The sequence below is a fragment of the Croceivirga sp. ABH4_376 genome (genome assembly GCF_056160685.1).
In genome coordinates, this window is the sequence record NZ_JBSWXQ010000001.1 from 955,663 (window position 1) to 980,062 (window position 24,400).

The following is a 24,400-nucleotide window of genomic DNA, read 5'->3' on the forward strand; positions in this document are numbered from 1 at the left end:
TTAAAAGTTTAAAAAATATCTAGTTGATGGGTCTTGTGGAAGCCCTAGCAATAACTTCTGTGTTTAATACCGAAACTTCTGTTAGTAAATCGTCTTGTTCCTTTTTATCATGTTCCAAAATTCGCTTTGCGGATATTTTACCCATTTTTGATGCCGGATGCGAGATGGTAGACAATGCTGGTTCTACTATTTTTGAAATGGGGTCATCATTAAAACCAATTATGGCTAAATCTTCCGGTATGGAAAATCCCATTTTTTTAGCACATAAAATAGCACTTACCGCAGCAGTATCGTTTGCAGAGAAGATAGCATCTGGTGGTTGTTCCATTTTTAATAATTTTTTAGTCGCTTTTTCACCTTCTTCAAAACTTAAGGTTTTAAAAGGGATTATAAGGCTTTCATCAATAGGCAGGTTATGTTCTTTAAGTGCATCTACATATCCTTTTTTACGGTCCTCATATACATTTCTGTGTTGTGATCCTGCAAAATGGGCAATGCGTTTACACCCACCTTGTATTAAATGTTTGGTAGCCTTATAACCTGCACTATAATTATCTATAATAACCTTGTAAGAACTATAAGTTTGAGGCACCCGGTCTACAAAAACTATTGGAATTCCTTGATCTGTAAATTGTTTAAAATGGTCATATTGCATAGTTTGCATGGCCAATGATACAATTAGGCCACTTACCCTGCTATCATATAAAGTGCGTGCGTTGGCAATTTCAATTTCGGCTTCATCATAAGACTGTGAAATCAATACATTAAAGCCAGCTTTTCTAGCGGCTTCTTCTATTCCGCTTATTAAAGTAGATACAAAAGGCCTATTTAAATGTGGAACTAGAATACCAATGGTTTTGCTTTTGTTGTTACGTAGACCGGCTGCAAGATTGTTAGGTCTATAGCCAACTTTTTCTGCGGTCTCCTTAACTAGTTTTATGGTTTTTTTGCTAATGCTTTTATGGTTATTCAACGCTCTAGAAATGGTAGAGGGTGAATAGTTTAGCGTTTTGGCTAAATCATAAATGGTAACTTCTTTTTTTACTTCCATTGGTTATGACTACGATTTCTATTAAAAATGAGAAACCATCTATTTTTAAAATTCAAGATAAACAAAACCTAGCATTTCAAGTTTTTTTAAAAGTCTGTAGTTTGCTATTTTATAATTTTACTTTGTTCTGGTCCTAGATAACTTGCTCTTAAACCACCGGCATCTATTACAAATTTTTGAATCACAACTCCTGGGTCTACCACCCAAACTTTTAAGGTGTGTTTTCCTTTCTTTAATTTTCCATGTTTAGAAACACTTTTCTTAATATGGTCTGCCACGGATTCCATCCACCATTTTGCATATTCCCAGTCTGGTTTTTCTTCACCTTTGTTTATGTTAATGATTTGGGGTTGCGCATCGTCAATAGCTATGGCAAACTTTAGACCATCTTGTTTTTTAAAATCTTGGGTAGGAGAAAGGTAGGTTTCTATTGTAATTTCGTTTTCTTGAAAAATAGTAAAATCGTAACTCACCATAGCCCCATCACTAATAGGTTCTTGCGTATCACTATCCATTGGAAAAGGAACTATGGCGCTATCCGTCCTTCCCAGATTTGGTACGGTTTTCCAATGGATACCATTATTGGATTGGCTGTGGGTATAATTTGCAGCATCAATGCTAACTACGCCATTGTTTTCTATAAAACCGTATCCATTTTCTAGATGCCTTATGGGAATTTTTATGGAATAGGAACGGGTACCATCGGTCAACTCAATTTCTCCTGTGGTATTGGCTTTTGGCGCTTTGGTCCAATCTATGCTTACCCAAATTTTTTCTGAATAGGTGGTTGTGCCTTCAGTTTTAGAAAGTTTTATCCAATCCTGTTTAGGATGTAGTTGATAGGCCAATTCTCCTTGGCCTTTATTTACTATCTCTATATAATATTCTTGCTGGTTTACATTATCGAATAATGGTAGCGAATTGCTAAACGCCCAATCACCCTCTACATCTAACCAGCCCCATTTAGGTGTGTCTCCGTATTCTAATAAATAGCCCAGGCCTGGTTTTTCTGGTGCATGTACGTAAGAGACCGCAGGCATTTTATCTAAAGGAGGATGGCTCCAAGACGTATAACCAATATGTGTTTGAGACATCATATGGTTCCATTTGCCATTTAACAAATCTTCATGATAGGCTTTGGTTAGTTCTTTATCCCGGTTAAATAAAGCTCTTACCTTATCGGCATAAAAATTTGCGGCGCTAATTCCTTTTTCTGCATAATAGTTGTTTTTGGCCGCCGCAACGTACATTTCGTTCAAGTTAGCGCTAAGCGCAATTGGGGAATGCACCAATTGATAAAATGCAGCTTTGTAAGTTTCTGGTAAGCTTTTATATATTGTATTGCTTTCTTTTAAAAGTTGATTATAACTTGTTACAACACGATCTGCCTCACCATAGTTTTCTAGGCTATAGGTATCTGGTTTTAGCATTTCTGGGGTGCGCCTTGCATTGTATTTGGTATAGGTGGCCAATAATTCACCTATTTTTTCGGCATGTTTTTCTCCAAATTGTTGTTGCGCCCACTTTGTATAATAGTTGGGCAGGTCTTCTGCTGTAAAGGAAGCTGCGTTCCATGCCATATCCATATAAAAACTAATTGGAAGTTCCATGGGTTTAATATCGCCTACGTTAACCAACCATAAATCACGAACGCCCCAGTCATAGCTAAGCTTCATTTGTTCCCAAGTACGTTCTATCTGGGTTACGTTTAGCCACCTATAAGAAACAGGTGCGCCTACATAATCAAAATGATAATAAAGACCAAAACCACCCTTGTAATCCCTGTCTTCTTTTTTTGGTAGTATTCGTACGTTGCCCCAATTATCGTCACAGAAAAGAATCATGATGTCATCTGGTACTCGCATGCCTTTATCATAATAATCCTGTACTTCTTTATAAATGGCCCAAACTTGAGGTGTTTCATTAGCAGGTTTTTGGGTAACTTCTTCAATTATTTTTCGCTGGTCATCTATTATTGTTTTCATTAAATCAACAGCAGTTTCTTCGCTCATGGCTTCATCACCATCACCGCGCATGCCAACAGTAACCACGCTTTCATGGTTGCCCATGCGTTCAATGCCACCACGCCAAAAACTGTTTAAATTATCCTTATTGGTTTCATAGTTCCAAGGCCCTTTACCATATTTATACCATTCTGCATGTGCACGCATCATTGGCTCATGGTGACTGGTAGAAATTACCACGCCGTACTCATCTGCAAGTGCAGCATTTTTGCTATCATCATCTGCAAAAGCACTTGGAACCCACATGGCAGGCCACAGGTAATTACCTTTGTTTCTAAGAATCAATTCAAAAACCTTATCGTAAAATTTATGGTTAAAACCGCCAAAGGTATCTAGAGCCCAGTTGCGCAAGGCCGGGGCTTCGTCATTGATAAAAATCCCCCTGTATTTCACATCTGGCTCTCCCTGGGTGTGCAATCCTTTTATAATGTGAAGTTCTCTATGCTTTTTCACTGGCACATCTGCCCAGTAATACCATGGACTAACACCAATTTGGGTGGCAAGGTCGTACAGTCCAAAAATAGTTCCTCGTTTATCGCTACCTACAATTACTAAAGCCTTTTTTACATTTGGAAATGGATTTTTAACCGTGGTGATGATAAATTTCTCCCATTTTCCTTCCAAATCCGAAGCATTTAATTTCCCCGCTTGCACCAACTGGTCAATTAATGGACTTTTACCAAACGTACCAATAATAACTATTTCCTTATCGTTGGTATTGTCTTGCTGTAGTACAGGTTTTGTACCGGTTACTTTCTCAATATCTGTTTGTAGGTGTGCCGCTACTTTAAGTACACCTTTAAAATCTTGACTGCTAACCAAAAGATTGGCAACTTTTCCCTTAGAAGCTAATGCAAAGTGCTTGGTAGATGGTTTGTGGGTAACATAGGAAATTGTATCTAAAGCTAACAGTTTGGTAGCTGTGGTTAATAGGAAAAATAAAAGAAACTTTTTTAGTTGCATAAGGGCAGTTTATCAGTTTTATACATCAGTAAACAATAGAAAAATAGTTTCGAAACGTTTAAGCTGATATAGGTTTTAGTTGTTGAATATGAAATAATTAGATATAGTTAAAACGAATATATAAATAAATTACACAATCGATTGCGTAAATGATAATATTAGAACGAAAATTTTATTTTAATTTTCGCTACTTAATGCCTTAATTGTGGAAATGGGTGTTAATAATTGTTCTTTAAAGAAATTCTAAATTGGGTTGGTGTACAACCTTTTAGGAATTTAAATTTTCTGTTGAAATTAGCCACATTGGTAAAGCCACATTGTTCCGCGATAAAGGAAATAGGTTGGTCTGGGTTCTTAGCTAAAAACTTACATGCCTGATCTATTCTTATTTCTATTAAAAACTGGACAAAAGTTTTGTTGGTCCGTTTTTTAAAATACCTGCAAAATGCATTTTTACTCATGTTTGCCAGGTTGGCAACCGTATCTAACGTCATAGGATTGTGATAATTGCTCATGGCATAATCAAAAACATGGTTCATGCGTTTCCCTTCATTTTCAGAATAATTTTTGGGATATACAAAGGTAGAAAGTGGCTTAGTGTTACTTTGTGCAATTAAACTTATTAGTAGTAATAAACTTGCTACACGCTCTACGTTATTTTGCTTACTTAAGGTATTAAAGTATTCTTTGATACGGGTGGTTTGGTTAATTACCTGCAAGCCATAGATGGTCTTATCAAAAAAGGTATTGGTCAAGGTAAGGTCTGGTAAGGAAAAAAAAGCATCTCCAAAGGCATTTTTGTCAAAGAATAGGGTATGCATTTCTGATAGTTCGTTGGTAGCAGTATCACTTTTAAAGGCATGGGGTAAATAGCTTCCAATTACAAATACATCACCTTTCTTAAAATGGCTTAGGGTATCCCCTACCAACAGCATTCCACTACCTTTTTTAATATAACTTATTTGTATTTCGGCATGTTGGTGTAGTTGGTCGTAGAACACCTTTTCTTTATCTACTTGATAAATAACGGCCTCATTCTGTGGCTTAGGTATTTTAAAAGGTAAAACTTTCAAAGTATACTTGTTTTAGATTAAATTATTCATAATTAGCTTTTAAATTATAAAAAAGGGTAATATAGTATCAAATGTAGCTAATAATTATACCTGCTTCTTGCCTTTGCACTTCTAATTTTGAGGAAAGCTTTATAATATGTTAGAATGGAAAGGCGTAATGCCTGCGGTTACCACCAAGTTCACCGCAGACGACAAATTAGATCTGGAATTATTTAATAAGAATATTGCGGCACAGATTGATGCAGGCGTGCATGGTATTATTTTAGGAGGTACCCTAGGAGAGGCCAGTACGTTAACTAATCCTGAAAAGGAATTATTATTAAAAAATACCCTAAATACGGTAGCAGGTAAGGTGCCCGTACTACTTAATATTGCCGAACAAACTACAAAAGCTGCCATTGCAGCGGCACAAAATGCAGAGAAAAATGGCGCAGCAGGGTTAATGCTCTTACCACCTATGCGGTACAAGGCCACGGATTTTGAAACGGTTACATATTTTAAGGCAATTGCCAATAGTACTAACTTACCTATAATGATTTATAATAATCCGGTAGATTATAAAATCATGGTTACCTTGGAGATGTTTGAAGATTTAAAATCTTGTGAAAACATACAGGCAATCAAGGAATCTACCAGAGATATTACCAACATTATCCGAATAAAAAATAGGTTTGGAGACCGGTATAAAGTATTTACTGGTGTGGATACCTTAGGTATGGAAAGTTTGGCCATTGGAGCAGATGGTTGGGTAGCGGGTTTGGTTTGTGCTTACCCAGCGGAGACCGTTGCTATTTATGAATTGGTTAAGGCAGGTAAATTATCAGAAGCCTTAGAAATTTACAAATGGTTTATGCCTTTGTTAGAGTTAGATATAAGTCCGCAATTGGTTCAAAACATAAAGTTGGCAGAAGTGGCAACAGGTATTGGCTCGGAATATGTTAGGGCACCCAGATTACCTCTACAAGGAAAAGAAAGAGAAAGAGTACAAACGGTTATTGCAAAAGCTATGGAAAATAGACCAATGCTGCCCAATTACAAAAGCTTATAATCTATGTTAACTGGTAAAAATTTTATTGGGTGGGAGTACTCTAATCAAGGCGATGAAACCTTTAAAACTACTGCAGCGGCAACCAATACAGAAAATGAAACTAATTTCTATACCGCAACCACAGGTGAGATAGACCAAGCATGTGAACTGGCAGCTAAAGCATTTATATCGTACCGAAACAAAACGGGAAAGCAACGTGCAGAGTTTCTTACGGCCATAGCAGAACAAATAGAAAGTTTGGGCGATGCGTTAATAAACATGTATTGCAAAGAATCTGGTTTGCCAGAGGGTAGGGCAAAAGGTGAAAGAGGAAGAACAATTGGGCAATTAAATCAATTTGCGGCACTGGTTGCGCAAGAAGATTGGAAACAGCTAGTTAAAGATAAGGCAGAACCTAACAGAGCCCCTTTTCCAAAAGCAGAGCACATTCGTTCGGTTCTCCCTTTAGGTCCGGTGGCGATATTTGGAGCCAGTAATTTTCCGTTGGCTTTTTCTACTGCCGGAGGGGATACCGCTAGTGCTTTGGCTGCAGGTTGCCCGGTAGTTTTAAAAGCACATCCCTTACATGCAGGTACTTCAGAAATGGTAAGTAGGGCTATCATAAAAGCTGCTAGAGAAACAGCAATGCCAGAAGGCGTATTTTCTAGTATTAATGGCGGTAAGGATGTTGGTGCCCATCTGGTACAACATACACAGATTAGAGCTGTTGGTTTTACTGGTAGTTTTACGGGAGGTAAGGCTTTATTAAACTTGGCTAACCAAAGAAAAGAGCCTATACCTGTTTTTGCAGAAATGGGAAGTATAAATCCCGTAGTTATAAGTGCAGATGCAGCGGAAAAACGCACCCATGAATTGGCGGCTAGCTTGGCGCAATCTATTACTTTGGGGGCTGGGCAGTTTTGTACCAATCCAGGCTTGCTTTTAATGGTAGCTAGTAACGCAACTGAGCTATTTATTAAAACGCTTACCGCAAAAATAATAGCGACTGCACCACAGACTATGTTACATAATAACATAAAGCAAACCTATGATTCTAACGTAAAAGCTGTGCTTTCACAAGAAGGGGTTACCCTTCTGGGAAAATCCAATAACCTTATGGGGGTAAATGACGCTGGAAGTTTCTTGGCTAGAATCTCTGGAACCGATTTTATCCAAAATCCAAAAACGCATCAAGAAGTATTTGGTCCATTTTCTTTAGTGGTTGTCTGTAAACATGAAGAAGAATTACTTGAAGTAATTGAAAAACTAGAAGGGCAACTTACGGCAACGGTAATTGTAGAGCCCAAAGATACTTTGCAGGTAAATAAACTAGTAGCGGCTTTGTCCTTTAAAGTGGGTAGAATTATTTATAACGGTGTACCAACCGGAGTAGAGGTCTGTAACGCTATGCAGCATGGAGGGCCTTACCCTGCTACTACGGATGCTAGGTTTACTTCTGTGGGTACGGCGGCAATTTATAGATGGGTACGTCCCATTTGTTATCAGTCTTTTCCAGAGCATCTAGTACCAAAATAGTATTTTTAATTGGTCTAATTTTCTTTGAACGTCATGGCTAGAAAAACATTCTTTTGTGTAGATGCCCATACCTGTGGCAATCCTGTACGTTTAGTTGCGGGTGGTGGTCCAAACTTAGAAGGAAAGAATATGAGTGAGAAAAGGCAACATTTCTTACGGGAATTTGATTGGATTCGCAGAGGACTCATGTTTGAGCCTCGTGGTCATGATATGATGAGTGGTAGTATTCTATTTCCTCCTCACGACCCCAATAATGATTTTTCCATCTTATTTATAGAAACATCGGGTTGCCTGCCTATGTGTGGCCATGGCACAATTGGCACGGTAACCATAGCACTAGAAGAAGGTCTCATAACGCCAAAAATACCAGGTCAAATTAAAATGGAGGCACCGGCCGGATTGGTAACCATAACCTATCAGCAAACCGGAAAGAAGGTAGATTGGGTTAAAATAACCAACGTTAAATCATACTTAGCGGCTTCAGACTTAACCATAGAATGCCCAGAACTGGGTTTGTTAACGTTTGATGTGGCTTATGGAGGTAACTTTTATGCAATTATTGATCCTCAGACCAATTTTAGCGGTGTACATAATTTTACGGCAAATAAAATTGTACAGCTTTCTTTGATTTTAAGAGATCGTATCAATAAAAAATATCCTAACGCTTTTGTGCATCCAGAAGATGCTACTATTGCCGGGGTTACCCACATGCTTTGGACTGGTGAGCCATTAGACGCTAAGTCTTCTGGTAGAAACGCAGTTTTTTACGGGGATAAGGCCATTGACCGCTCGCCTTGTGGCACGGGCACGTCGGCCCGGATGGCTCAATTACACGCTAAAGGTAAATTAAGCTTTGATGAGACCTTTGTTCATGAAAGTTTTATAGGAAGTACTTTTATAGGTCGTGTAGAAGCTACAACTACTTTGGGTGCATATGAAGCCATTGTACCTAGCATACAAGGCTGGGCACAAGTAATAGGTTACAATACTATTATTATAGATGATGATGATCCCTACGCGCATGGTTTTCAAGTTTTATAATTAGGTAATTTTATGGCAAAAGTGGTTATAATTGGTGCCGGAATAATTGGGTTGTGTTCTGCTTATTATTTGACTAAAGAGGGGCATGAAGTGACCGTTTTAGACCAACAGGAAAAAGCTGAAGGAGCTTCTTACATTAATGCGGGTTACATAACACCCAGTCATTTTGTGCCTTTGGCTGCTCCAGGTGTGGTTGCTCAGGGGTTAAAATGGATGTTTAATAAGACGAGTCCACTTTATATAAAGCCACGTTGGGATATTGATTTTTTTAAGTGGGCCCTAAACTTTAAAAGGTTTGCTACAAAAAATCATGTTACCAACTCCATACCGTTGTTATTGGATTTGAACTTGCTTAGCCAACAATTGTATATGCAACTTTTGGCAGATATCCGTCTTAACTTTCATTATGAAAATAAGGGAGTGCTTATGGTTTGCAAATCAAAAAAGCATTTTACACATGAAAAAGAGTTGGCCAAGAAAGCAACAGATTTAGGCCTTGAAGTAAGGGTGCTTTCTAATGCGGACCTACTTAAGTTGCAACCAGCATTAGCGCCAGAGGTTGTTGGTGGTGTACATTATGTTTGTGATTCTCACATGACGCCCCAAAATTTTATGCAACAATTAAAAAAGTATTTACTGCAGGCAGGCGTCACTATAAAATTACAGCAACAGGTTACAGGTTTTGAAAAAGAAAATGGAAGACTACAATATGTAATAACCCAAAAGTCACAATTTGCTGCAGATGAAGTAGTGCTTGCAGCAGGTAGTTACACTTGTAGGATGGCAAAAGAATTAGGCTTGAATATTCCCATACAGGGCGGTAAAGGGTATAGTATGGATGTATATAGGAAAACAAATATTACTATCCCTGCTATTTTAGTAGAGTCTAGAGTTGCCATTACCCCTATGGATGGTTTTACTCGGTTTGCAGGCACTATGGAATTTTCTGGAAACAACAATAAATTAAATAAAGCCAGAATAGCTACCATAGCACATGCAGCCAAAACCTATTATCCAGAAGTACAAATACATAAGGAGGAATTAAAAAAAGCAAAATCGGGTTTGCGCCCAGTTTCACCAGATGGGATACCTTTAATTGGCCGTACTAAAAAGTATAAAAACTTAAATATAGCTACTGGCCATGCCATGATGGGGTGGAGTCTGGGTCCAATAACAGGTAAATTAATTGCAGAAAATATATCTGGTATAAATAATTATGCTAGGGCTGGGCAACTATCTCCAGATAGGTTTAAATAAGGTAAATACAATAGTTGCCAAGTATGTAGTACTATTATTTTTTTGGCGGCTTGCAATTTTTACAGAATGCAGCCAGATTGGCTATTTGCTTTTTTACTTTCTGGTGTTCTTTTAATAGTAGCTCTTCTTTTTTGCCAAATTCCGTTTCCGAGTATACTCGTGAACTCAATTGGTTCCGTTCAGAAATGATTTTATTATAGTAGGGCATAAAAAAGTCTCCTTTAGAAAAGGTTTTTTTATTCTCATAAAGGGCTTTTCGTATTTTACGAGCATATAATTCCGATAAGTCAAAATCAAAATTGGCCAAATTCAAAAGCTGTTGGGCTTGTTCTTGATTTTGTGCCATAAGTACCGCAGATTTAGAATCTTGAACACAAGTAACCTTACCATTAAAATTTTTAGTGAACATAAAGGCTAGATTACTCATTTGAAAAGCCAATTCTATATTTACTCCGGTTTGCAGATATAAACCCTTCACTTCTTTATCTACTTGCGTAGCATTAGATTTAAAGTCCTCTAAGGTAAAAATGTGGTTGGGCTTCCATTCACTTAACCCCTCTTGTGCAAATAGGGAAGTTACTATCAAATAACTAGCCAGTATAATGGTATTTTTAATACTTAACATATAAAGCTATTTAAAAATCGAAGATAGAATATATATAAAGTGAAGTTTCATAATACTTATTTAAAGTTTAGGTTACCATAAAAAGAAACTGATTGTCTAATTTGGACATCTGTTCAAAAAATAAAACAGATACCCTAATTAGTGAGAAAACCCAATGGAAAGCATTGGGTTTCTTTTTTGATACCATTTTTGCCCATAACTATATCATTTTAACCATAAACTATGCAAAATTACCGTTTACAATTAGTTAACATTAGTAGTGGGGTAATATAGCATAGATATTGGCAAATTTTGTGGTAGAGTAGCATAGGGTAAACGGCGTATGTTTGCAGTGTAAGATTTTTACAACTCATAAAACGAAGTAGTTATGAAAGCAATCTTGAAAAACACCGTAGTAACCGCCTTATTATTTGCAACAGTTGCAGTAATGGCAAACGGACCAGAAAAAACTTTTGGTAAAAAAGTCAACGAGGTAGAAAAGAACTTAATAGCTGTAAAGCTAGATCCAACTTTCAAGAGAAAAGGAGACAAATTATTAGTTAACCTTTTAAACTTGGATCAGAAGGATGTTATGATTAAAATTTATGACAACCAAGGTAGGGTAGTATATAAAGAATTATTGGAAGGTAAGTTGGTAATTGAGAAGGCATTCAATTTTGAAAATGCTTTTGAGAACGACTATACAGTAGTTGTTACAGAGAACGACAAAACTTTCAAAGAAACTGTAGCGGTAAAATAAGCTACAGTTCTGCACAGAGCAGTTTAGTTTTTAGTTAATTTATTCAGTTTGTGGAAACCCCGGTAGCAGTGCCGGGGTTTTTTAATGTTTATAGGTTTTGTTTCAAAATGATTTGATAGCACTTTATAAATCATTCGATTTAAAGTTTTCTTTCTTCACTTTTTTCACTAAGCAGTTGGCTATTAATGTATAGCTTAAAGATATCTCTCTTGCATTAGCAATTTTACTCTGATACGTAAATCACATCCCAATCTTATCAGAGTTACACTTGTCCTAATATATGCTTTAAGCAATTTTCTTACTCTAAGAATTGTTCAATTTTATTATTTCTTTCTCTTTTCAAGTTCGTCTACAAATACATTCGGCTTTGATATTGCCTTGTTTTAAATTATGTTTTTCCTAATCGGTAGTATTGTTTGTTAATAAAATGACAGTTCAGGATAGTGCAGGATGCGGATTTAACAAAACCTTAATACTATTGATGAACTTGAATATTTAACGCCAACCTAAAGGCTGACTAAACACTTAAAAATTATGAAAGACAATTATGGAAAAATCTTACGTAAGGCATTCTTTATTTGCCTAATGATTTTTTCGTTGGGCGCAAATGCCCAAGGTAAGATTATTAACGGTACGGTTACAGCTGCTAACGGTGACCCAATACCGGGAGCAAACATTATTCAGAAAGGAACCACAAATGGTGTGGTTTCAGATTTTGATGGTAATTATTCCATTCAATTAAGAGAAGGAAGTGACATACTTGTCTTTTCTTTCATCGGATTTAAAACTTCAGAAGTAAAGGTAGACAATAAGAGTACTATAAATACCGTGCTAGAAGAAGATTCACAACAGTTAGATGAAGTTATTATTGTTGGTTATGGTTCACAAAAGAAATCAGATGTAACAGGAGCATTGGTAAGGGTAGATGCAGAAGATGTTAGTTCTCGCCCGGTTAATAATGCAGTAGAAGCCATGCAAGGTAAGGCTGCCGGTGTTGATATTACTACCAATGAAAGGCCGGGAGAAGTGCCAGACATTACCATACGTGGTGTACGTTCGTTAACGGCATCTAACTCGCCACTATATGTTTTGGATGGAATTCCTCTGACATCAGGTGGAATTAATAACATAAATCCTGCGGATATTGAATCTATTGATGTTTTAAAAGATGCATCTGCCACAGCTATTTTTGGGTCGCGTGGTGCTAACGGGGTGGTTATTATTACAACTAAAAGGGGTAAGACCGGAAGGATGACCATTAGTTTAAATAGCTCTATGCAATTACAAGAAATTGTAGAAAGAGCGCCAAATTTTAGTGCAAGTGAGTATGTAGATTATCGTCGTTGGGCATACTATTACACCAATCCAGAAGTATATCCAAGGGGCGATAACCCAAATATTACCAATGATGAGAACATATTTGCAGGTGATGAGGTAGCCCTTGATAATATAAGAAGTGGATGGGTAGGAGGCAGCTGGGATGGTACAAAAATCCAGAATACAGATTTTACTGATTTTGTAACCCGGACGGCAATGACAACCCAAAATACGCTAAGTGTAAGTGGGGGCACTGAAAAAATGAAAGCCTATGGTTCCTTTGGTTTTGTGGATAATGAAGGCGCGATTATAGGGCAGAGTTTTAAAAGATACAATGCCACGGTAAGTGTTGATCTTACTCCTAAAGATTGGTTTACGTTTGGTGGTACTATGAATGCATCAAGGAGTATTCAAGAATTCGGTCAATCAAATTCCGGAAGTAGTGCCGTTTCTGCAACTGGCGGCTTGTATGACAGTGCACGCAGAATAATGCAATACGGGGTTCCCTTCGATGCCGATGGCAACAGAATTGATTTTCCTGGGGGTGATATTGCTATTAAAACAGTGATTGACGAGGATAAGTACTCACAAGACCAAAGGGTTTTGCTTAGAGCTTTTGCTAGTTTATATGCTCAAATTGATATAGGAAACATTGTGCCTGTATTAGAGGGACTTAAGTTTCGTACCAATTTTGGGCCAGATATAGAAGACTATCGAAGAGGTATTTTTATTGATGGGCTTTCTGTTGTAAGAACTGGTTCTAGTTATGCTTCTTTAGAGAATAGACAAAGAATCTCGTATACCTTAGATAACTTATTATACTATGATAAAACTTTTGGTGATCACACCTTGGGTATAACCTTATTACAGAGTCAAACAGAATTTGATGAAGAAGGTAGTTCCATGAATGCTGAGAATATTCCTTTCGCGGACCAAAAATGGAACGCTTTGAATTCCAATAACGTTACGCTATCCGGTTTTGATTCCAATATAAGTGAAAGACAACTGTCTTCCTATATGGCCCGTGCTAACTACAGTTATGCTGATAAATATTTATTAACCTTGTCAGGAAGATACGACGGGGCATCCCAATTGGCAGAAGGCAACAAATGGGATTTTTTCCCTAGTGCAGCATTTGCTTGGAATATATCAAAAGAAAACTTCTTGGCAAATTCCAGTTGGATTAATCAACTAAAATTACGTCTAGGTGTAGGTGTTACCGGGAACTCTGCAATTGACCCCTACTCAACAAAGGGCGGGCTATCCCCATTATTTTATGCGCAAGGCAGTGGTACTGCCTCTGCGGTGGCGCCGGGTGTATCAAGAATAGATGGTACAAATTATACACTTTTGGCTAATAACGCGTTGGGTTGGGAAAAAACTACCCAATATAACTTGGGGCTAGACTTTTTCTTATTTAATGGCCGGGTATCCGGAGCTTTGGATGTTTATAAGTCTACCACGGACGATTTGTTGCTATTAAAAGCAATACCAACAGTAACAGGTTATGATGCCACCTTTGCCAATATTGGGGAAACCAAATCTAGTGGTATAGACTTAACCCTTAGTACAATTAATGTAAAACTAGAAGACTTTCAATGGACCACAGATTTTAACGGGTCTTTCCAAACCAATGAAATTGTTGAATTGGCCGATGGTACCAATGATGACATCGTTAACGAATGGTTTATTGGTGAATCACAAAATGTTGTATATGGTTATGAAGGTAACGGTATATGGCAAGAAGAGGATGCTGCGGAAATGGCCTTGTTCAACGCCAATGGTCATAACTTTATGGCAGGTAATGCAAGGCCTGTGGATCAAAACGGTGATAACAGGATAGATCCTGATAATGATCGTGTTATCATTGGTAGTGAAATTCCAAAATTCATTGCCGGTATCACCAATACCTTTTCTTACAAAGGCCTTGATTTATCCATATTTTTATACGGTAGGTTTGATTACATATACAATACCGGAGGGGAAGGACTTGGTGGTAGAGGAAATCACCGTAGGGTAGACTATTACACGCCTATTAACACGGATGCCGAATACCAGAGACCTATTTTTACCCAAGGAACTGGGGACCCTTTTTCTCAAGTATTAGGATATCGGAGTGGTTCTTTTATGAAAATTAGGAATATTTCGTTAGGCTATGCTTTTCCAGATAAAATTACTGAAAACTTAGGGCTGTCCAAATTGAGAATATATGCCCAGGCATCAAACCCAGGAATGGTTTTTTCAAAAGTGGACTGGATAGACTTAGATGTAAGAAGGTCTAATTCATTAAGAGGTATTACTACGGGTATCAATATTGAATTTTAAGCTATGAATCATAATAATATTAAGAAGATGAAAAATAATTATAGATATTATTCAAAGTTGTTCGCTGCTTTGGTTCTCCTAGGCAGTATACTTTCTTCCTGCACCAAGGATTCATTTTTAGATGAAGAATTAACAACACAAAGAGATAATACTTTCTTTGAAACTGAAGAGGGAATCTTACAATTGGCGGTAGGTGCAAACCAAAGGTCTTTAGCTGCCATTTTTCAAGGAGAGGAACAATTTGCGACCACCAATTATGGTACGGATGAATTTCATGTTGGCGGGGATGCTACCAATAGCTCTTGGAACAATTATGATGCTACTTTTGGTCCAATTGTGCAAACTACTAGAACACAGGCAGAGCATGCTTGGGATAGGTATTGGATTGCTATTGGTATGACCAATCAATTGATAGAGGCGGCTACGAATATTGAGTCTACAAATCCAGCTATAAAACAAGTTGCATTAGGAGAAGGTTATTTTCTAAGAGCCTATAACTATTTAAAATTAGTTAGGCAGTATGGAGGTGTTCCCTTAAAGCTAGAACCAAGTAACACTTTAGAATTGGAATTTACACGGGCGTCAGCTGAGGATGTATTGGCACAAATTATTGATGATTTAAACCAGGCATATGGTTTATTGGACAATTCTGCTCAAGCGCCGGTAAACATAACAAAAGATGCCGTAGCCCATTATTTGGCAAAGGCATATTTAACAAGAGCCAGTGAAATCAACGATTCATGGAATGCAGGCACCAAAGATGCAGATTTACAACGTGTTGTAGATTTATGTGATGAGGTAATAGCTAACCACCCATTAGCGTCTAATTTTCAAGATATTTGGGCCTATACAGAGCCAGATGGGGCAAATGAATTTTTACCTGAACTAATATTATCCGCACAATTTAGCAAGGCAACCCATGCAGCATATAGCAACTTTAATCATGTTGCTTTTACGGCACGCTATGACGATTTACCAACGATGAGGCGCGATCTAACCGGTATGAGACCGTACAGCCGTTTGGCACCTACTTATTTTGCCTATGATGCTTATGACAAAATCAACGATTCTCGTTTTTGGAAAACGTTTAGAACAAAGCATAGGGTTAATCGAGGAGGAGAATTTGATGGAATTGAATACGTTCCAGGAGTTGATTTAGGAATAATGTATATTATTAATTCTCCAGATGATACAAGGTTCGCTAACACAAGAAACAATAACAATCCAGATATTCTTTACAATGGTAAAACCATTCCACATGTTTATGTAGCGCATGCTGCAGATGGTGTTACGTTATTCGCTGAGCCAAGATTTCCTTCCTTATCCAAACATTTTGATTCCGCTAGAAACTCTATAAACGATAATAGGGGAATGCGAGATGAAATATTGGCGCGCTCCGCAGAGACCTATTTAATGGCAGCAGAAGCCCATATAAGAATGGGTACTTATGCACAGGCGTTGGCTTACATCAATGAGGTAAGAATGCGTGCGGCATACCAAAATGGGGAAGACCGTTCTTATTATACAGATGGTGCGGAGGCATATCCAACCTCAGATTTTTCACAGCCGTTTGAACACAACTCATATATGAACGAAAATTCATATTATGAATCCAATAATATCCCAGTAACTACTGCTGCCACTGATTTAATGGTAACAAGTATTAGTGATTTGCCTGAAGAAGATGAGGCTATCATAGCAAATTTGGGTTACGCTAGTGATTATGATCGTATGTTATGTTTTCTATTAAATGAAAGGTCAAGAGAATTAATGGGCGAGTGGCACCGATGGGAAGATTTAAGTAGAACTTTAACTTTGGTGGAAAGAACTAGGGCATACAATCCCGAGGCTTCTCCAAACATTCAGGACCATCATGTTTTGAGACCTATACCGCAAAAATTTATTGATGCTGTGTATAATAGTGAAGGAACACCTTTAACTCCGGAACAAAAAGACAACATGCAGAATCCAGGATATTAAAATTTAATTTAAAATAGGTTAGGAGTTAGTTTAGTTTCAATAATTAAGGTCTCAACAATACATTGGTTGGGGCCTTAATTTGTTATAAGGAACCTCATAATCTTTGATCCACTTCATTATTTAGAATAAATTATAAATAGAATTAAGTTTAGATATGCGTATCAAATTACCTGTTGCTTGTTTACTAGCACTATGCTTAACAGGCTTATTTGCTTGTAACAATAAGAATAAAGATGGTTTTGAAATTTACAATGGTAAAGAGGTCGTAACAATCTATGTAGATGAAAATACCGATGAATTAATTAAATGGGCGGCGGCAGAATTGGCAGAAGATATTAAAGGTCTTACTGGCACAAAACCAGATGTTAAACAAACAAGCACTATAAACAACAGCAAAGGTATTTACCTTGGTACGTTTAAGGATCAATTAATTGTGCATACGGAAAACCGCTTTTCTACACCAAAGGAAAAGGAAGGCTTTTTACTCAAAGAACACAAAAACAACTTATTTATAGTTGGCAGTGATGTGCGCGGAACGGTTTATGGAATCTTTGAAGTTGCGGAGCGTTTGGGTATTTCGCCATTTAAATGGTGGGCAGATGTGGAGCCGATAAAACAAGATAAATTAAGTATACAATTACCCATAGAAGGGATTACAGAACACCCATCCGTGGCTTACAGGGGAGTTTTTTTAAACGATGAAGATTGGGGTTTACAACCTTGGGCAGCAAAGACTTTTGAATCAGAAACAGGAGATATAGGACCAAAAACCTATGAGAAAATATTTCAACTTTTATTACGCTTAAAAGCTAACACCATATGGCCGGCAATGCACCCATGCACCCAAGGGTTTTTTACGGTAGATGGTAACAAAGAAATGGCACAAAAATACCATATGGTCATTGGTACATCGCATGCAGAACCCATGCTTAGAAATAATGTTTCTGAATGGAAGCAAGACCATAGCAACTATAATTACATCACCAATAAGCAAGATATAAATGCTTATTGGCAATCTAGGTTAAATCAAATAAAACAAGGCGGTAACCAAGCCATTTTTACCTTAGGTATGCGGGGCATCCACGATAGTGGCATGCAAGGCATAAAAGATAAAGAGGAAGGCATAACACTATTGCAAGACATAATTAACAATCAGCGTACCATGCTTGCAACCACCTATGAAAAAGCCGTAGAAGATGTACATCAAGTTTTTATTCCCTACAAAGAAGTATTAGAACTGTATGATGCAGGTATGGATATTCCGGAAGATGTTACCCTTATGTGGACAGATGATAATTACGGTTATATTAGGCGATTAAGTAATGAAAATGAGCAACAGCGCAAAGGTGGTAGCGGCGTATATTATCACCTAAGCTATTGGGGCAGACCGCATGATTACCTATGGCTAAGTACCACACAACCAGGTCTTATTTGGTATGAAATGTCTAGGGCGTATGCCAATGGCGCAAAAAAGATTTGGATAGCCAATGTTGGTGATATTAAACCGGCAGAATACAACACGGAGTTTTTTTTGGATTTGGCATGGGACATAAATACGGTAGACCAGAATACGATACACAACCACTTAAAAGAATGGGCTGCACGAGAGTTTGGTACTGAATTGGCCAACGATATTTCAACATTAATGAACGAATATTACCGATTGGCGTTTTTACGGAAACCAGAATATATGGGTTGGGGCCAAACCGAACCTACTACCAAAAATAACATTTCGGACTTTACGGTTGCAGAAATGCGTAGTAGGATGGTGGCTTATAACAGGCAGATTAAAATGGTGGACCAACTAACTAAACAAATTCCCAAAGAACGTAGGGCGGCATGGTTTCAACTGGTAGCATACCCCGTAAAAGGCGCTGCTTATATGAATCATAAGTTCTTGTGTTTAAATTTAGCTGTAAAGACTAATGAAAAGGCAGCAAAAGCGGATTATAGGAAGCAAGCGGAACTTGCGTTTGCACAAATTGAAGCGCTAACTGCACATTACAATACAACAATAAACAATGGTAAGTGGAACCATATGATGTCTATGAAACCGCGGAATTTACCTGTTTTTAATGCACCTAAAGCGGACTTACTGCAGCCAGTTGATGCGCAAACGGATAGTCTAGCTATTGAAGCGAACAAAATTGCGATAAAGGCAAGCGATTTTAATAATAGTAAGGGGGTAGAAGGGTTTCAATGGAAAACGATAAAAGGTTTAGGTTATAGCAATGCCGCCGTTACCTTATTTCCGCTTAGTACCAAAACTTTTAATGAGAATAAACCATGGTTAAATTATGAGTTTCAAGTAGAAGAATCTGGAACTTATGAAATACAACTAAGGATATTACCAACACATTCCAATAATTTTGACCATAAGGTTGGCTTGGCGGTAAATGATGCGTCTAAGACCTATTTTTCTGTAAATACCAAAGGTAGAAGTAAAGTTTGGAAAGAGAATGTGTTACGCAATGCTGCAATTGTAAAATTACCAGTTCAACTTGATAGGGCAGGTACACACCAACTTCAAATTGCAGTTAACCAAACGGGTATTGTGTTAGACCAGATAGCGGTTTATAAATTAGGAGCTCCTTCTTTTTATGAAATTCCTTTAAAAGCTAACAAGCAATAAATATAAACTTGGTGTAGGTTTAAACAAGCCATCTGGTACTTAAAAATAAATGTGCATTCGCTGTTAGTAGATATTTTAATTAGGACTAATAGTGAAAAACGAATTTATTGGTATTTAATCTACAATTTGGTTCTTATTTTGTTTTTGATAATCAAATACTTACCATTTATGTAGTTCTAGGTACAAGCCTTGTTATTAATCCTTAGTTTAGAACGTACACTTATTTTAAAAAAGGGTGTTACCACCAAAATGCTATCCCATGGAAATTTTAGATGCCGTTCTAAACATAAATCCCAATTACTTAATAATAGGTCTATTGGCGCTTTTTTTTACGCTGGAACAGATTGCTAAAACGCCATTTGTTTTTAAAAGCCGAGGCATGCATTTAGCACAAAATATACTCTTTCAACTCGTATTAACGGTACTAAACCTCTTTTTTGTTGCATTACAAGTATACTGTATAGAATGGCTCAATGCCCATAAGATTGGTTTGCTTTACTTGGTAGAAATACAATTTTGGGCCAAATTGTTTTTGAGCGTTGTGCTTTATGATTTAACTACTTATTGGATACATAGGGCATCCCATAAAGTACCGGTATTGTGGCGTTTGCACAGGGTACACCACAGTGACACTACTATGGATTCTTCCACAACGTTCCGGTTTCATCCTTTAGAACTTATTTTAATCTACCAGACCGGTAATATACTTACGGCATTAATTTTTGGAACAGATGTTGTGGCAATGGCCGTATATTATTTGTTTCTTTATGTATTCTTTTTCTTAGAGCATTCCAACCTAAATTATCCTAGTTGGTTGAACAATAGTTTAGGCTTAATTTTTGTGATGCCAGATCATCATAGGGTACACCATCACCAAGACCAGTTTTATACCGATTCTAATTTTGCTGATATTTTCATTATTTGGGACCGGATTTTTGGAACCTATAAGTTAATACCTGTATCTGATATTAGGTATGGCTTAAAAGAGTTTGATACCGAAGAAAAACAATCTTTTCTGTATTTGATGAAAAGCCCTTTTATACAAGTGGAATCTGAAACAGGAGAACCCAATGCGGAAAATAAAAACCGAGACAGCTAATGCAATACCAGCCTTTAAATTGGGTATAGGGATAAAATTAGTTAGTAAAACGGACTATTTTTAGACTTAAAAAGAGCATGAAAAATAAACATGAGTACTATATGCAATTGGCCATTGAATTAGCAAAAAAAGGAAAAGAAGACCCAAAAGGAGGGGCCTTTGGGGCCGTTATTGTAAATGAAAATAAAGTTTTAGTGGCCGTTCATAATGGCGTAAAAGAAGAAGGAGATGTTACACAACATGCAGAACTTTATGCCATTCAGTTAGCTTCTAAAAAGATTGGTAAAGAAAACTTAAACCAATGCACTTTATATACAAGTTGCGAACCCTGTTTAATGTGTTTGGGGGCGTGTTACTGGGCAAATTTTAAAGAAATATATTTTGGAGCTTTGGCCGCAGATGCCAAAGAATATGGTTACGTATACTCAGATGTCTATTATCAGATGGATGTTAAAAAGCGCCACCAAGAATTTAATATGATGCAGTTAATGGCAGAAGAAGCCATAAAAGTTTGGCAATAAAAAAATCCCGCGTTTTGCGGGATTTTGATTAAGATTCAACTTAGTTTAATATTTTAAACTATTTAAAAAGTCGTTTACTTTTTCTTTGCTTTCACCTGTTTTCTTTTGAATACGGCCTACAAGTTCATCTTCTTTACCCTCTTGGTAATCTAGATCGTCATCTGTAAGTTCTCCCCATTCTTGTTTAATTTTTCCTTTAGCAATATTCCAATTTCCTTTTGCTTTATCTTTCCAAGGTGCTGACATAGCTTTTATTTTTTTAATTATTATAATCCTAAAATTACAATAGGGTTGGCGCGTTGCTTAATTCATTTCATTTAATAATTAGTGTAAAAGCTTTAATTGCTTAATGTTTTACCATTTATGTAACCTAGTGTTAGCCATATGCGAAAAGGCATTGTGATTTTTAGTTTTGGGTCTTTGAAAAATAAAGTCTTTTAATACATTGGTTTTATAATGCCAATTTGCATCGTCCTGTAGTTGGTTTACTTAAAAAGTTGTCATTTTTGGTAATTTACAGAAGAATCAAAGAAAATAATCCAATCCCTCCTAGTTGATAAAAACAGCTAAAATGCTGGTAACAAAGAAGTTTATTACGGTAATATGGATTAACAGTATAAATCTTACACTTTTATGCTACATTTCGTCTAAAAAACATACTATTTATAGATATTTTTAGTTTCTTGTAGGAAACAACACCAACAAACTAAATTATGACTGTGGACTTTTCCCCCTTCCACCAGTTGGATACGCCCTTTGCCATTATAGATAAGGAGTATACCTACATAGAAATAAGCCAACAATGGCTGCAACAGTTTAAACTAAATAAAACGTTTAAGGGTAAAAAATTCTTTGAGTGTTTACCGGAGTTGCCAGAAGAATTTCAAATAGATTTAAGCTACTGTTTAGAAGGTATACGTTCTAGGTCAGATACCAAACGTATTGTAACCAGTTGTGGTAATTCAGTTTGGTATCAATGGAAAATAAGCACCTTAGGTGGCCATGAGGTCAATAATTATCTCTTCATTACCTTAGAAGATGTAACCGATAAAAAACTAGAAGAAGACCTTTTGTATAAAACCCAAGAGGTTGCCAAGATTGGGTCTTGGCGAATGGATTTAAAATCCAACACCATTTTTTGGTCAGACATGGTCAAGAAAATTCATGAAGTACCGTTAGATTTTAAACCAGACTTAGAAAAGGCTATTTTCTTTTACAAAGCTGGTTGGAGCAGGGAACATATTACCAATCTTGTGAGTAGGGCCATAGCTTCCGGTACCCCTTGGGATACCGAGTTGATTATTGTTACGGAAAAGGGCAAAGAAAAATGGGTGCGTGCCATAGGGGAACCAGAAATGGTAAACGGTAGCTGTTTACGTTTGGTAGGTACTTTTCAAGATATAGACGCACGTAAACAGACCGAGATGGAACTGGAGCGAAGCAAAAACGCCTTTGCAGATTCCATTAAAAACTCCAAGGTAGGTATGGCGTTGGTTTCACCTTCTGGACAGTTTTTAGAAGCAAACGATAGTTTGTGTGCCTTATGGGGCTACAACAAAGAAGAATTAAAAAAATTAACTTTTCAAGAAATTACCCATCAGGAAGATTTAGAACAAAATTTGGCCCTTTTAAAAGAGGTTGTAAATGGAAAAAGGAGCACCTATCAGATAGAGAAAAGGTACTTTGATAAAAATGGAGAAATAGTGCATGCGCTATTGTCCGTTACCCCAGTGCGAGACCAAGAAGGTAAGATACTCCAGTTTATTGCGCAGGTAATTGGGCTAAACGAACGTATAAAGAATGAAAACAAGTTAAAAAAGCTTTTAGATATTACTACGAACCAAAACGAAAGCTTGCTCAACTTTGCCTACATTGTTTCCCATAACTTAAGGTCGCATGCCAGTAATTTGGCTTTGGTTTGCGGCTTGGTCAATAATAATAAACTATCTGCCGCGCAAAGGGAAGAGGCCATGGTGCATTTAGAAAAGGCATCTTCCAGTTTAAATGAAACTATAGACCATTTAAACGATGTAGTGCAAATAAAAATTGGTGGCGAACAACATTTGGAAAAGGTAAATTTACAAAAAACCATTGCTACCACCCTAAAAGGACTTAGTGCCTTACTAGCAGAAAATAAAATTGCCGTTACATTGGATTATCAAGGTACGCCTATCATTTCTGGCAAACTTATCTATGTAGAAAGTATAGTACTCAATTTAATTTCTAATGCCATAAAGTATAGAAGAACCGCGGTACCCGCTAAAATTGCCGTACGTGTACAAGAACTTAATGATGTCGTGCTGTTAGAAGTAGAAGATAACGGTTTAGGTATAGACATGGAGGTTAACGGCAGAAATTTATTTGGCATGTACAAAACCTTTCATAAACATAAAGACGCCAAGGGTATTGGCTTGTTTATTACCAAAAACCAAGTAGAGGCCATTGGCGGTAAAATTGCCGCCACCAGTAGTGTAAACCAGGGGTCTACCTTTTCTGTTAAGTTTAAAAAACACCAAGTATGAGCATATCAAAATTTAAAACCAGCTGCATTATAGATGATGACCCTATACACCAATTTGGGTTAAAAATACTGATGGATAGGGCCAATTTTTCACAAGAAATATTGGTGTTTGAAAATGGGGAAGAAGCCCTAAATGGTTTATCTGAGCGCTTAAAAGAAGGTAAGGAATTACCCGCAGTAATTTTTTTAGATTTAAATATGCCTATCAAAGATGGTTGGGGCTTTTTAGATGAGTTTGTAACCATACCCAACATTAATACGGATAAAGTAACCATATACATTGTAAGTTCTTCTATAAACCCTGCCGATATAGAAAAAGCCAAAACGTATGAGATGGTAAGTAATTATATAGTAAAACCCTTGGGTATAGACCAATTAGAAGCAATTATAGAAAGTCTATGATCGTATTATAAAATAACTAAACCTACTTAGACATTGCACTAAAAAACCTGGTACGTGTACCGGGTTTTTTAAGTTAAAGCGGTAGATACTTGTCTGTTTTTGGTGCGGTGTTCTTTAGCTTAAAATTATGTAGTTTTATACCAAACAGCTATGCGTCATATGACGGATATTAAATTGTTGTAGTGCATTTCAAGACTCAAATCAGAAATTTAACTCGACATGGCCTAAGTTTAGAATGATAAACTCAAAGAAATATTATGGACAAGA

The 24,400-nt window shown here is 37.0% G+C and carries 17 protein-coding genes; 12 read left to right on the forward strand and 5 right to left on the reverse strand.

What is annotated here, in order from left to right:
• Positions 1–19: 19 nt before the first annotated feature.
• From ACXAGS_RS04120 to ACXAGS_RS04130, 3 genes are all read right to left on the reverse strand, one after another.
• Positions 20–1,051: a LacI family DNA-binding transcriptional regulator gene (locus ACXAGS_RS04120; RefSeq protein ID WP_474904749.1), complete on the reverse strand. Its 1,032-nt coding sequence runs from the start codon at positions 1,049–1,051 to the stop codon at positions 20–22.
• Between the two features lie 104 nt (positions 1,052–1,155).
• A complete protein-coding gene (locus tag ACXAGS_RS04125; protein ID WP_474904751.1) occupies positions 1,156–4,038 on the reverse strand; it encodes a glycosyl hydrolase 115 family protein in 2,883 nt (960 codons plus the stop codon).
• Positions 4,039–4,256: 218 nt separating this feature from the next.
• Positions 4,257–5,111: an AraC family transcriptional regulator gene (locus ACXAGS_RS04130; RefSeq protein WP_474904753.1), complete on the reverse strand. Its 855-nt coding sequence runs from the start codon at positions 5,109–5,111 to the stop codon at positions 4,257–4,259.
• Positions 5,112–5,247: 136 nt separating this feature from the next.
• Between ACXAGS_RS04130 and ACXAGS_RS04135 the strand changes: the two genes are divergently transcribed.
• From ACXAGS_RS04135 to ACXAGS_RS04150, 4 genes are read left to right on the forward strand one after another with little or no spacing between them, the layout of a single operon-like run.
• Positions 5,248–6,159 carry a dihydrodipicolinate synthase family protein gene (locus ACXAGS_RS04135; protein ID WP_474904755.1) on the forward strand — a complete coding sequence of 304 codons (912 nt, stop codon included), beginning with the start codon at positions 5,248–5,250 and terminating at the stop codon, positions 6,157–6,159.
• Positions 6,160–6,162: 3 nt separating this feature from the next.
• Positions 6,163–7,674, forward strand: coding sequence for an aldehyde dehydrogenase (NADP(+)) (locus tag ACXAGS_RS04140; protein WP_474904757.1), 1,512 nt, complete (start codon positions 6,163–6,165; stop codon positions 7,672–7,674).
• A 33-nt stretch (positions 7,675–7,707) separates the two neighbouring features.
• Positions 7,708–8,715, forward strand: coding sequence for a 4-hydroxyproline epimerase (locus ACXAGS_RS04145; RefSeq protein WP_474904759.1), 1,008 nt, complete (start codon positions 7,708–7,710; stop codon positions 8,713–8,715).
• A 12-nt stretch (positions 8,716–8,727) separates the two neighbouring features.
• Positions 8,728–9,972: an NAD(P)/FAD-dependent oxidoreductase gene (locus ACXAGS_RS04150; RefSeq protein ID WP_474904761.1), complete on the forward strand. Its 1,245-nt coding sequence runs from the start codon at positions 8,728–8,730 to the stop codon at positions 9,970–9,972.
• 34 nt (positions 9,973–10,006) lie between these two features.
• On the opposite strand, the gene ACXAGS_RS04155 is transcribed toward ACXAGS_RS04150, so the two are convergent.
• Positions 10,007–10,597, reverse strand: coding sequence for a hypothetical protein (locus tag ACXAGS_RS04155; protein ID WP_474904763.1), 591 nt, complete (start codon positions 10,595–10,597; stop codon positions 10,007–10,009).
• A gap of 367 nt (positions 10,598–10,964) precedes the next feature.
• Between ACXAGS_RS04155 and ACXAGS_RS04160 the strand changes: the two genes are divergently transcribed.
• The 6 genes from ACXAGS_RS04160 to ACXAGS_RS04185 all read left to right on the forward strand — a co-directional run bounded on the left by ACXAGS_RS04160 (position 10,965) and on the right by ACXAGS_RS04185 (position 21,210).
• Positions 10,965–11,336 (forward strand): hypothetical protein, encoded by a 372-nt coding sequence (locus ACXAGS_RS04160; protein WP_474904765.1) that lies wholly within the window; start codon positions 10,965–10,967, stop codon positions 11,334–11,336.
• Positions 11,337–11,870: 534 nt separating this feature from the next.
• Entirely contained in the window at positions 11,871–14,978 is a 3,108-nt protein-coding gene (locus ACXAGS_RS04165; protein ID WP_474904767.1) for a SusC/RagA family TonB-linked outer membrane protein, read from the forward strand.
• Between the two features lie 27 nt (positions 14,979–15,005).
• Complete coding sequence (locus tag ACXAGS_RS04170; RefSeq protein ID WP_474904769.1) at positions 15,006–16,958, forward strand: RagB/SusD family nutrient uptake outer membrane protein; 1,953 nt, start codon at positions 15,006–15,008, stop codon at positions 16,956–16,958.
• Positions 16,959–17,112: 154 nt separating this feature from the next.
• Positions 17,113–19,590: a glycosyl hydrolase 115 family protein gene (locus ACXAGS_RS04175; RefSeq protein ID WP_474904771.1), complete on the forward strand. Its 2,478-nt coding sequence runs from the start codon at positions 17,113–17,115 to the stop codon at positions 19,588–19,590.
• Positions 19,591–19,849: 259 nt separating this feature from the next.
• Positions 19,850–20,689 carry a sterol desaturase family protein gene (locus ACXAGS_RS04180; RefSeq protein WP_474904773.1) on the forward strand — a complete coding sequence of 280 codons (840 nt, stop codon included), beginning with the start codon at positions 19,850–19,852 and terminating at the stop codon, positions 20,687–20,689.
• Positions 20,690–20,766: 77 nt separating this feature from the next.
• The gene (locus tag ACXAGS_RS04185) at positions 20,767–21,210 is read left to right on the forward strand and encodes a nucleoside deaminase (RefSeq protein WP_474904774.1); all 444 of its coding nucleotides are present in this window, start codon (positions 20,767–20,769) and stop codon (positions 21,208–21,210) included.
• A 45-nt stretch (positions 21,211–21,255) separates the two neighbouring features.
• Here the strand turns inward: ACXAGS_RS04185 and ACXAGS_RS04190 are convergent, their stop codons facing one another.
• Positions 21,256–21,456: a CsbD family protein gene (locus tag ACXAGS_RS04190; protein WP_010516986.1), complete on the reverse strand. Its 201-nt coding sequence runs from the start codon at positions 21,454–21,456 to the stop codon at positions 21,256–21,258.
• 467 nt (positions 21,457–21,923) lie between these two features.
• Here ACXAGS_RS04190 and ACXAGS_RS04195 point away from each other — a divergent pair, with 467 nt between their 5' ends.
• Together ACXAGS_RS04195 and ACXAGS_RS04200 are read left to right on the forward strand one after the other, a co-directional pair.
• Positions 21,924–23,732, forward strand: coding sequence for a PAS domain-containing sensor histidine kinase (locus ACXAGS_RS04195; protein ID WP_474904776.1), 1,809 nt, complete (start codon positions 21,924–21,926; stop codon positions 23,730–23,732).
• On the forward strand, positions 23,729–24,133 hold the full coding sequence (locus tag ACXAGS_RS04200) for a response regulator (RefSeq protein WP_474904778.1): 405 nt from the start codon (positions 23,729–23,731) through the stop codon (positions 24,131–24,133). The genes ACXAGS_RS04195 and ACXAGS_RS04200 overlap by 4 nt, the downstream gene beginning before the upstream one ends.
• Positions 24,134–24,400 lie beyond the last annotated feature (267 nt).

Bases quoted from the DNA above. Each gene is read 5' to 3' on its own strand.
- ACXAGS_RS04120 (WP_474904749.1), bottom strand. From the start codon at position 1,051: ATGGAAGTAAAAAAAGAAGTTACCATTTATGATTTAGCCAAAACGCTA.
- ACXAGS_RS04125 (WP_474904751.1), bottom strand. From the start codon at position 4,038: ATGCAACTAAAAAAGTTTCTTTTATTTTTCCTATTAACCACAGCTACC.
- ACXAGS_RS04135 (WP_474904755.1), top strand. From the start codon at position 5,248: ATGTTAGAATGGAAAGGCGTAATGCCTGCGGTTACCACCAAGTTCACC.
- ACXAGS_RS04140 (WP_474904757.1), top strand. From the start codon at position 6,163: ATGTTAACTGGTAAAAATTTTATTGGGTGGGAGTACTCTAATCAAGGC.
- ACXAGS_RS04145 (WP_474904759.1), top strand. From the start codon at position 7,708: ATGGCTAGAAAAACATTCTTTTGTGTAGATGCCCATACCTGTGGCAAT.
- ACXAGS_RS04150 (WP_474904761.1), top strand. From the start codon at position 8,728: ATGGCAAAAGTGGTTATAATTGGTGCCGGAATAATTGGGTTGTGTTCT.
- ACXAGS_RS04155 (WP_474904763.1), bottom strand. From the start codon at position 10,597: ATGTTAAGTATTAAAAATACCATTATACTGGCTAGTTATTTGATAGTA.
- ACXAGS_RS04160 (WP_474904765.1), top strand. From the start codon at position 10,965: ATGAAAGCAATCTTGAAAAACACCGTAGTAACCGCCTTATTATTTGCA.
- ACXAGS_RS04165 (WP_474904767.1), top strand. From the start codon at position 11,871: ATGAAAGACAATTATGGAAAAATCTTACGTAAGGCATTCTTTATTTGC.
- ACXAGS_RS04170 (WP_474904769.1), top strand. From the start codon at position 15,006: ATGAAAAATAATTATAGATATTATTCAAAGTTGTTCGCTGCTTTGGTT.
- ACXAGS_RS04175 (WP_474904771.1), top strand. From the start codon at position 17,113: ATGCGTATCAAATTACCTGTTGCTTGTTTACTAGCACTATGCTTAACA.
- ACXAGS_RS04180 (WP_474904773.1), top strand. From the start codon at position 19,850: ATGGAAATTTTAGATGCCGTTCTAAACATAAATCCCAATTACTTAATA.
- ACXAGS_RS04185 (WP_474904774.1), top strand. From the start codon at position 20,767: ATGAAAAATAAACATGAGTACTATATGCAATTGGCCATTGAATTAGCA.
- ACXAGS_RS04190 (WP_010516986.1), bottom strand. From the start codon at position 21,456: ATGTCAGCACCTTGGAAAGATAAAGCAAAAGGAAATTGGAATATTGCT.
- ACXAGS_RS04195 (WP_474904776.1), top strand. From the start codon at position 21,924: ATGACTGTGGACTTTTCCCCCTTCCACCAGTTGGATACGCCCTTTGCC.
- ACXAGS_RS04200 (WP_474904778.1), top strand. From the start codon at position 23,729: ATGAGCATATCAAAATTTAAAACCAGCTGCATTATAGATGATGACCCT.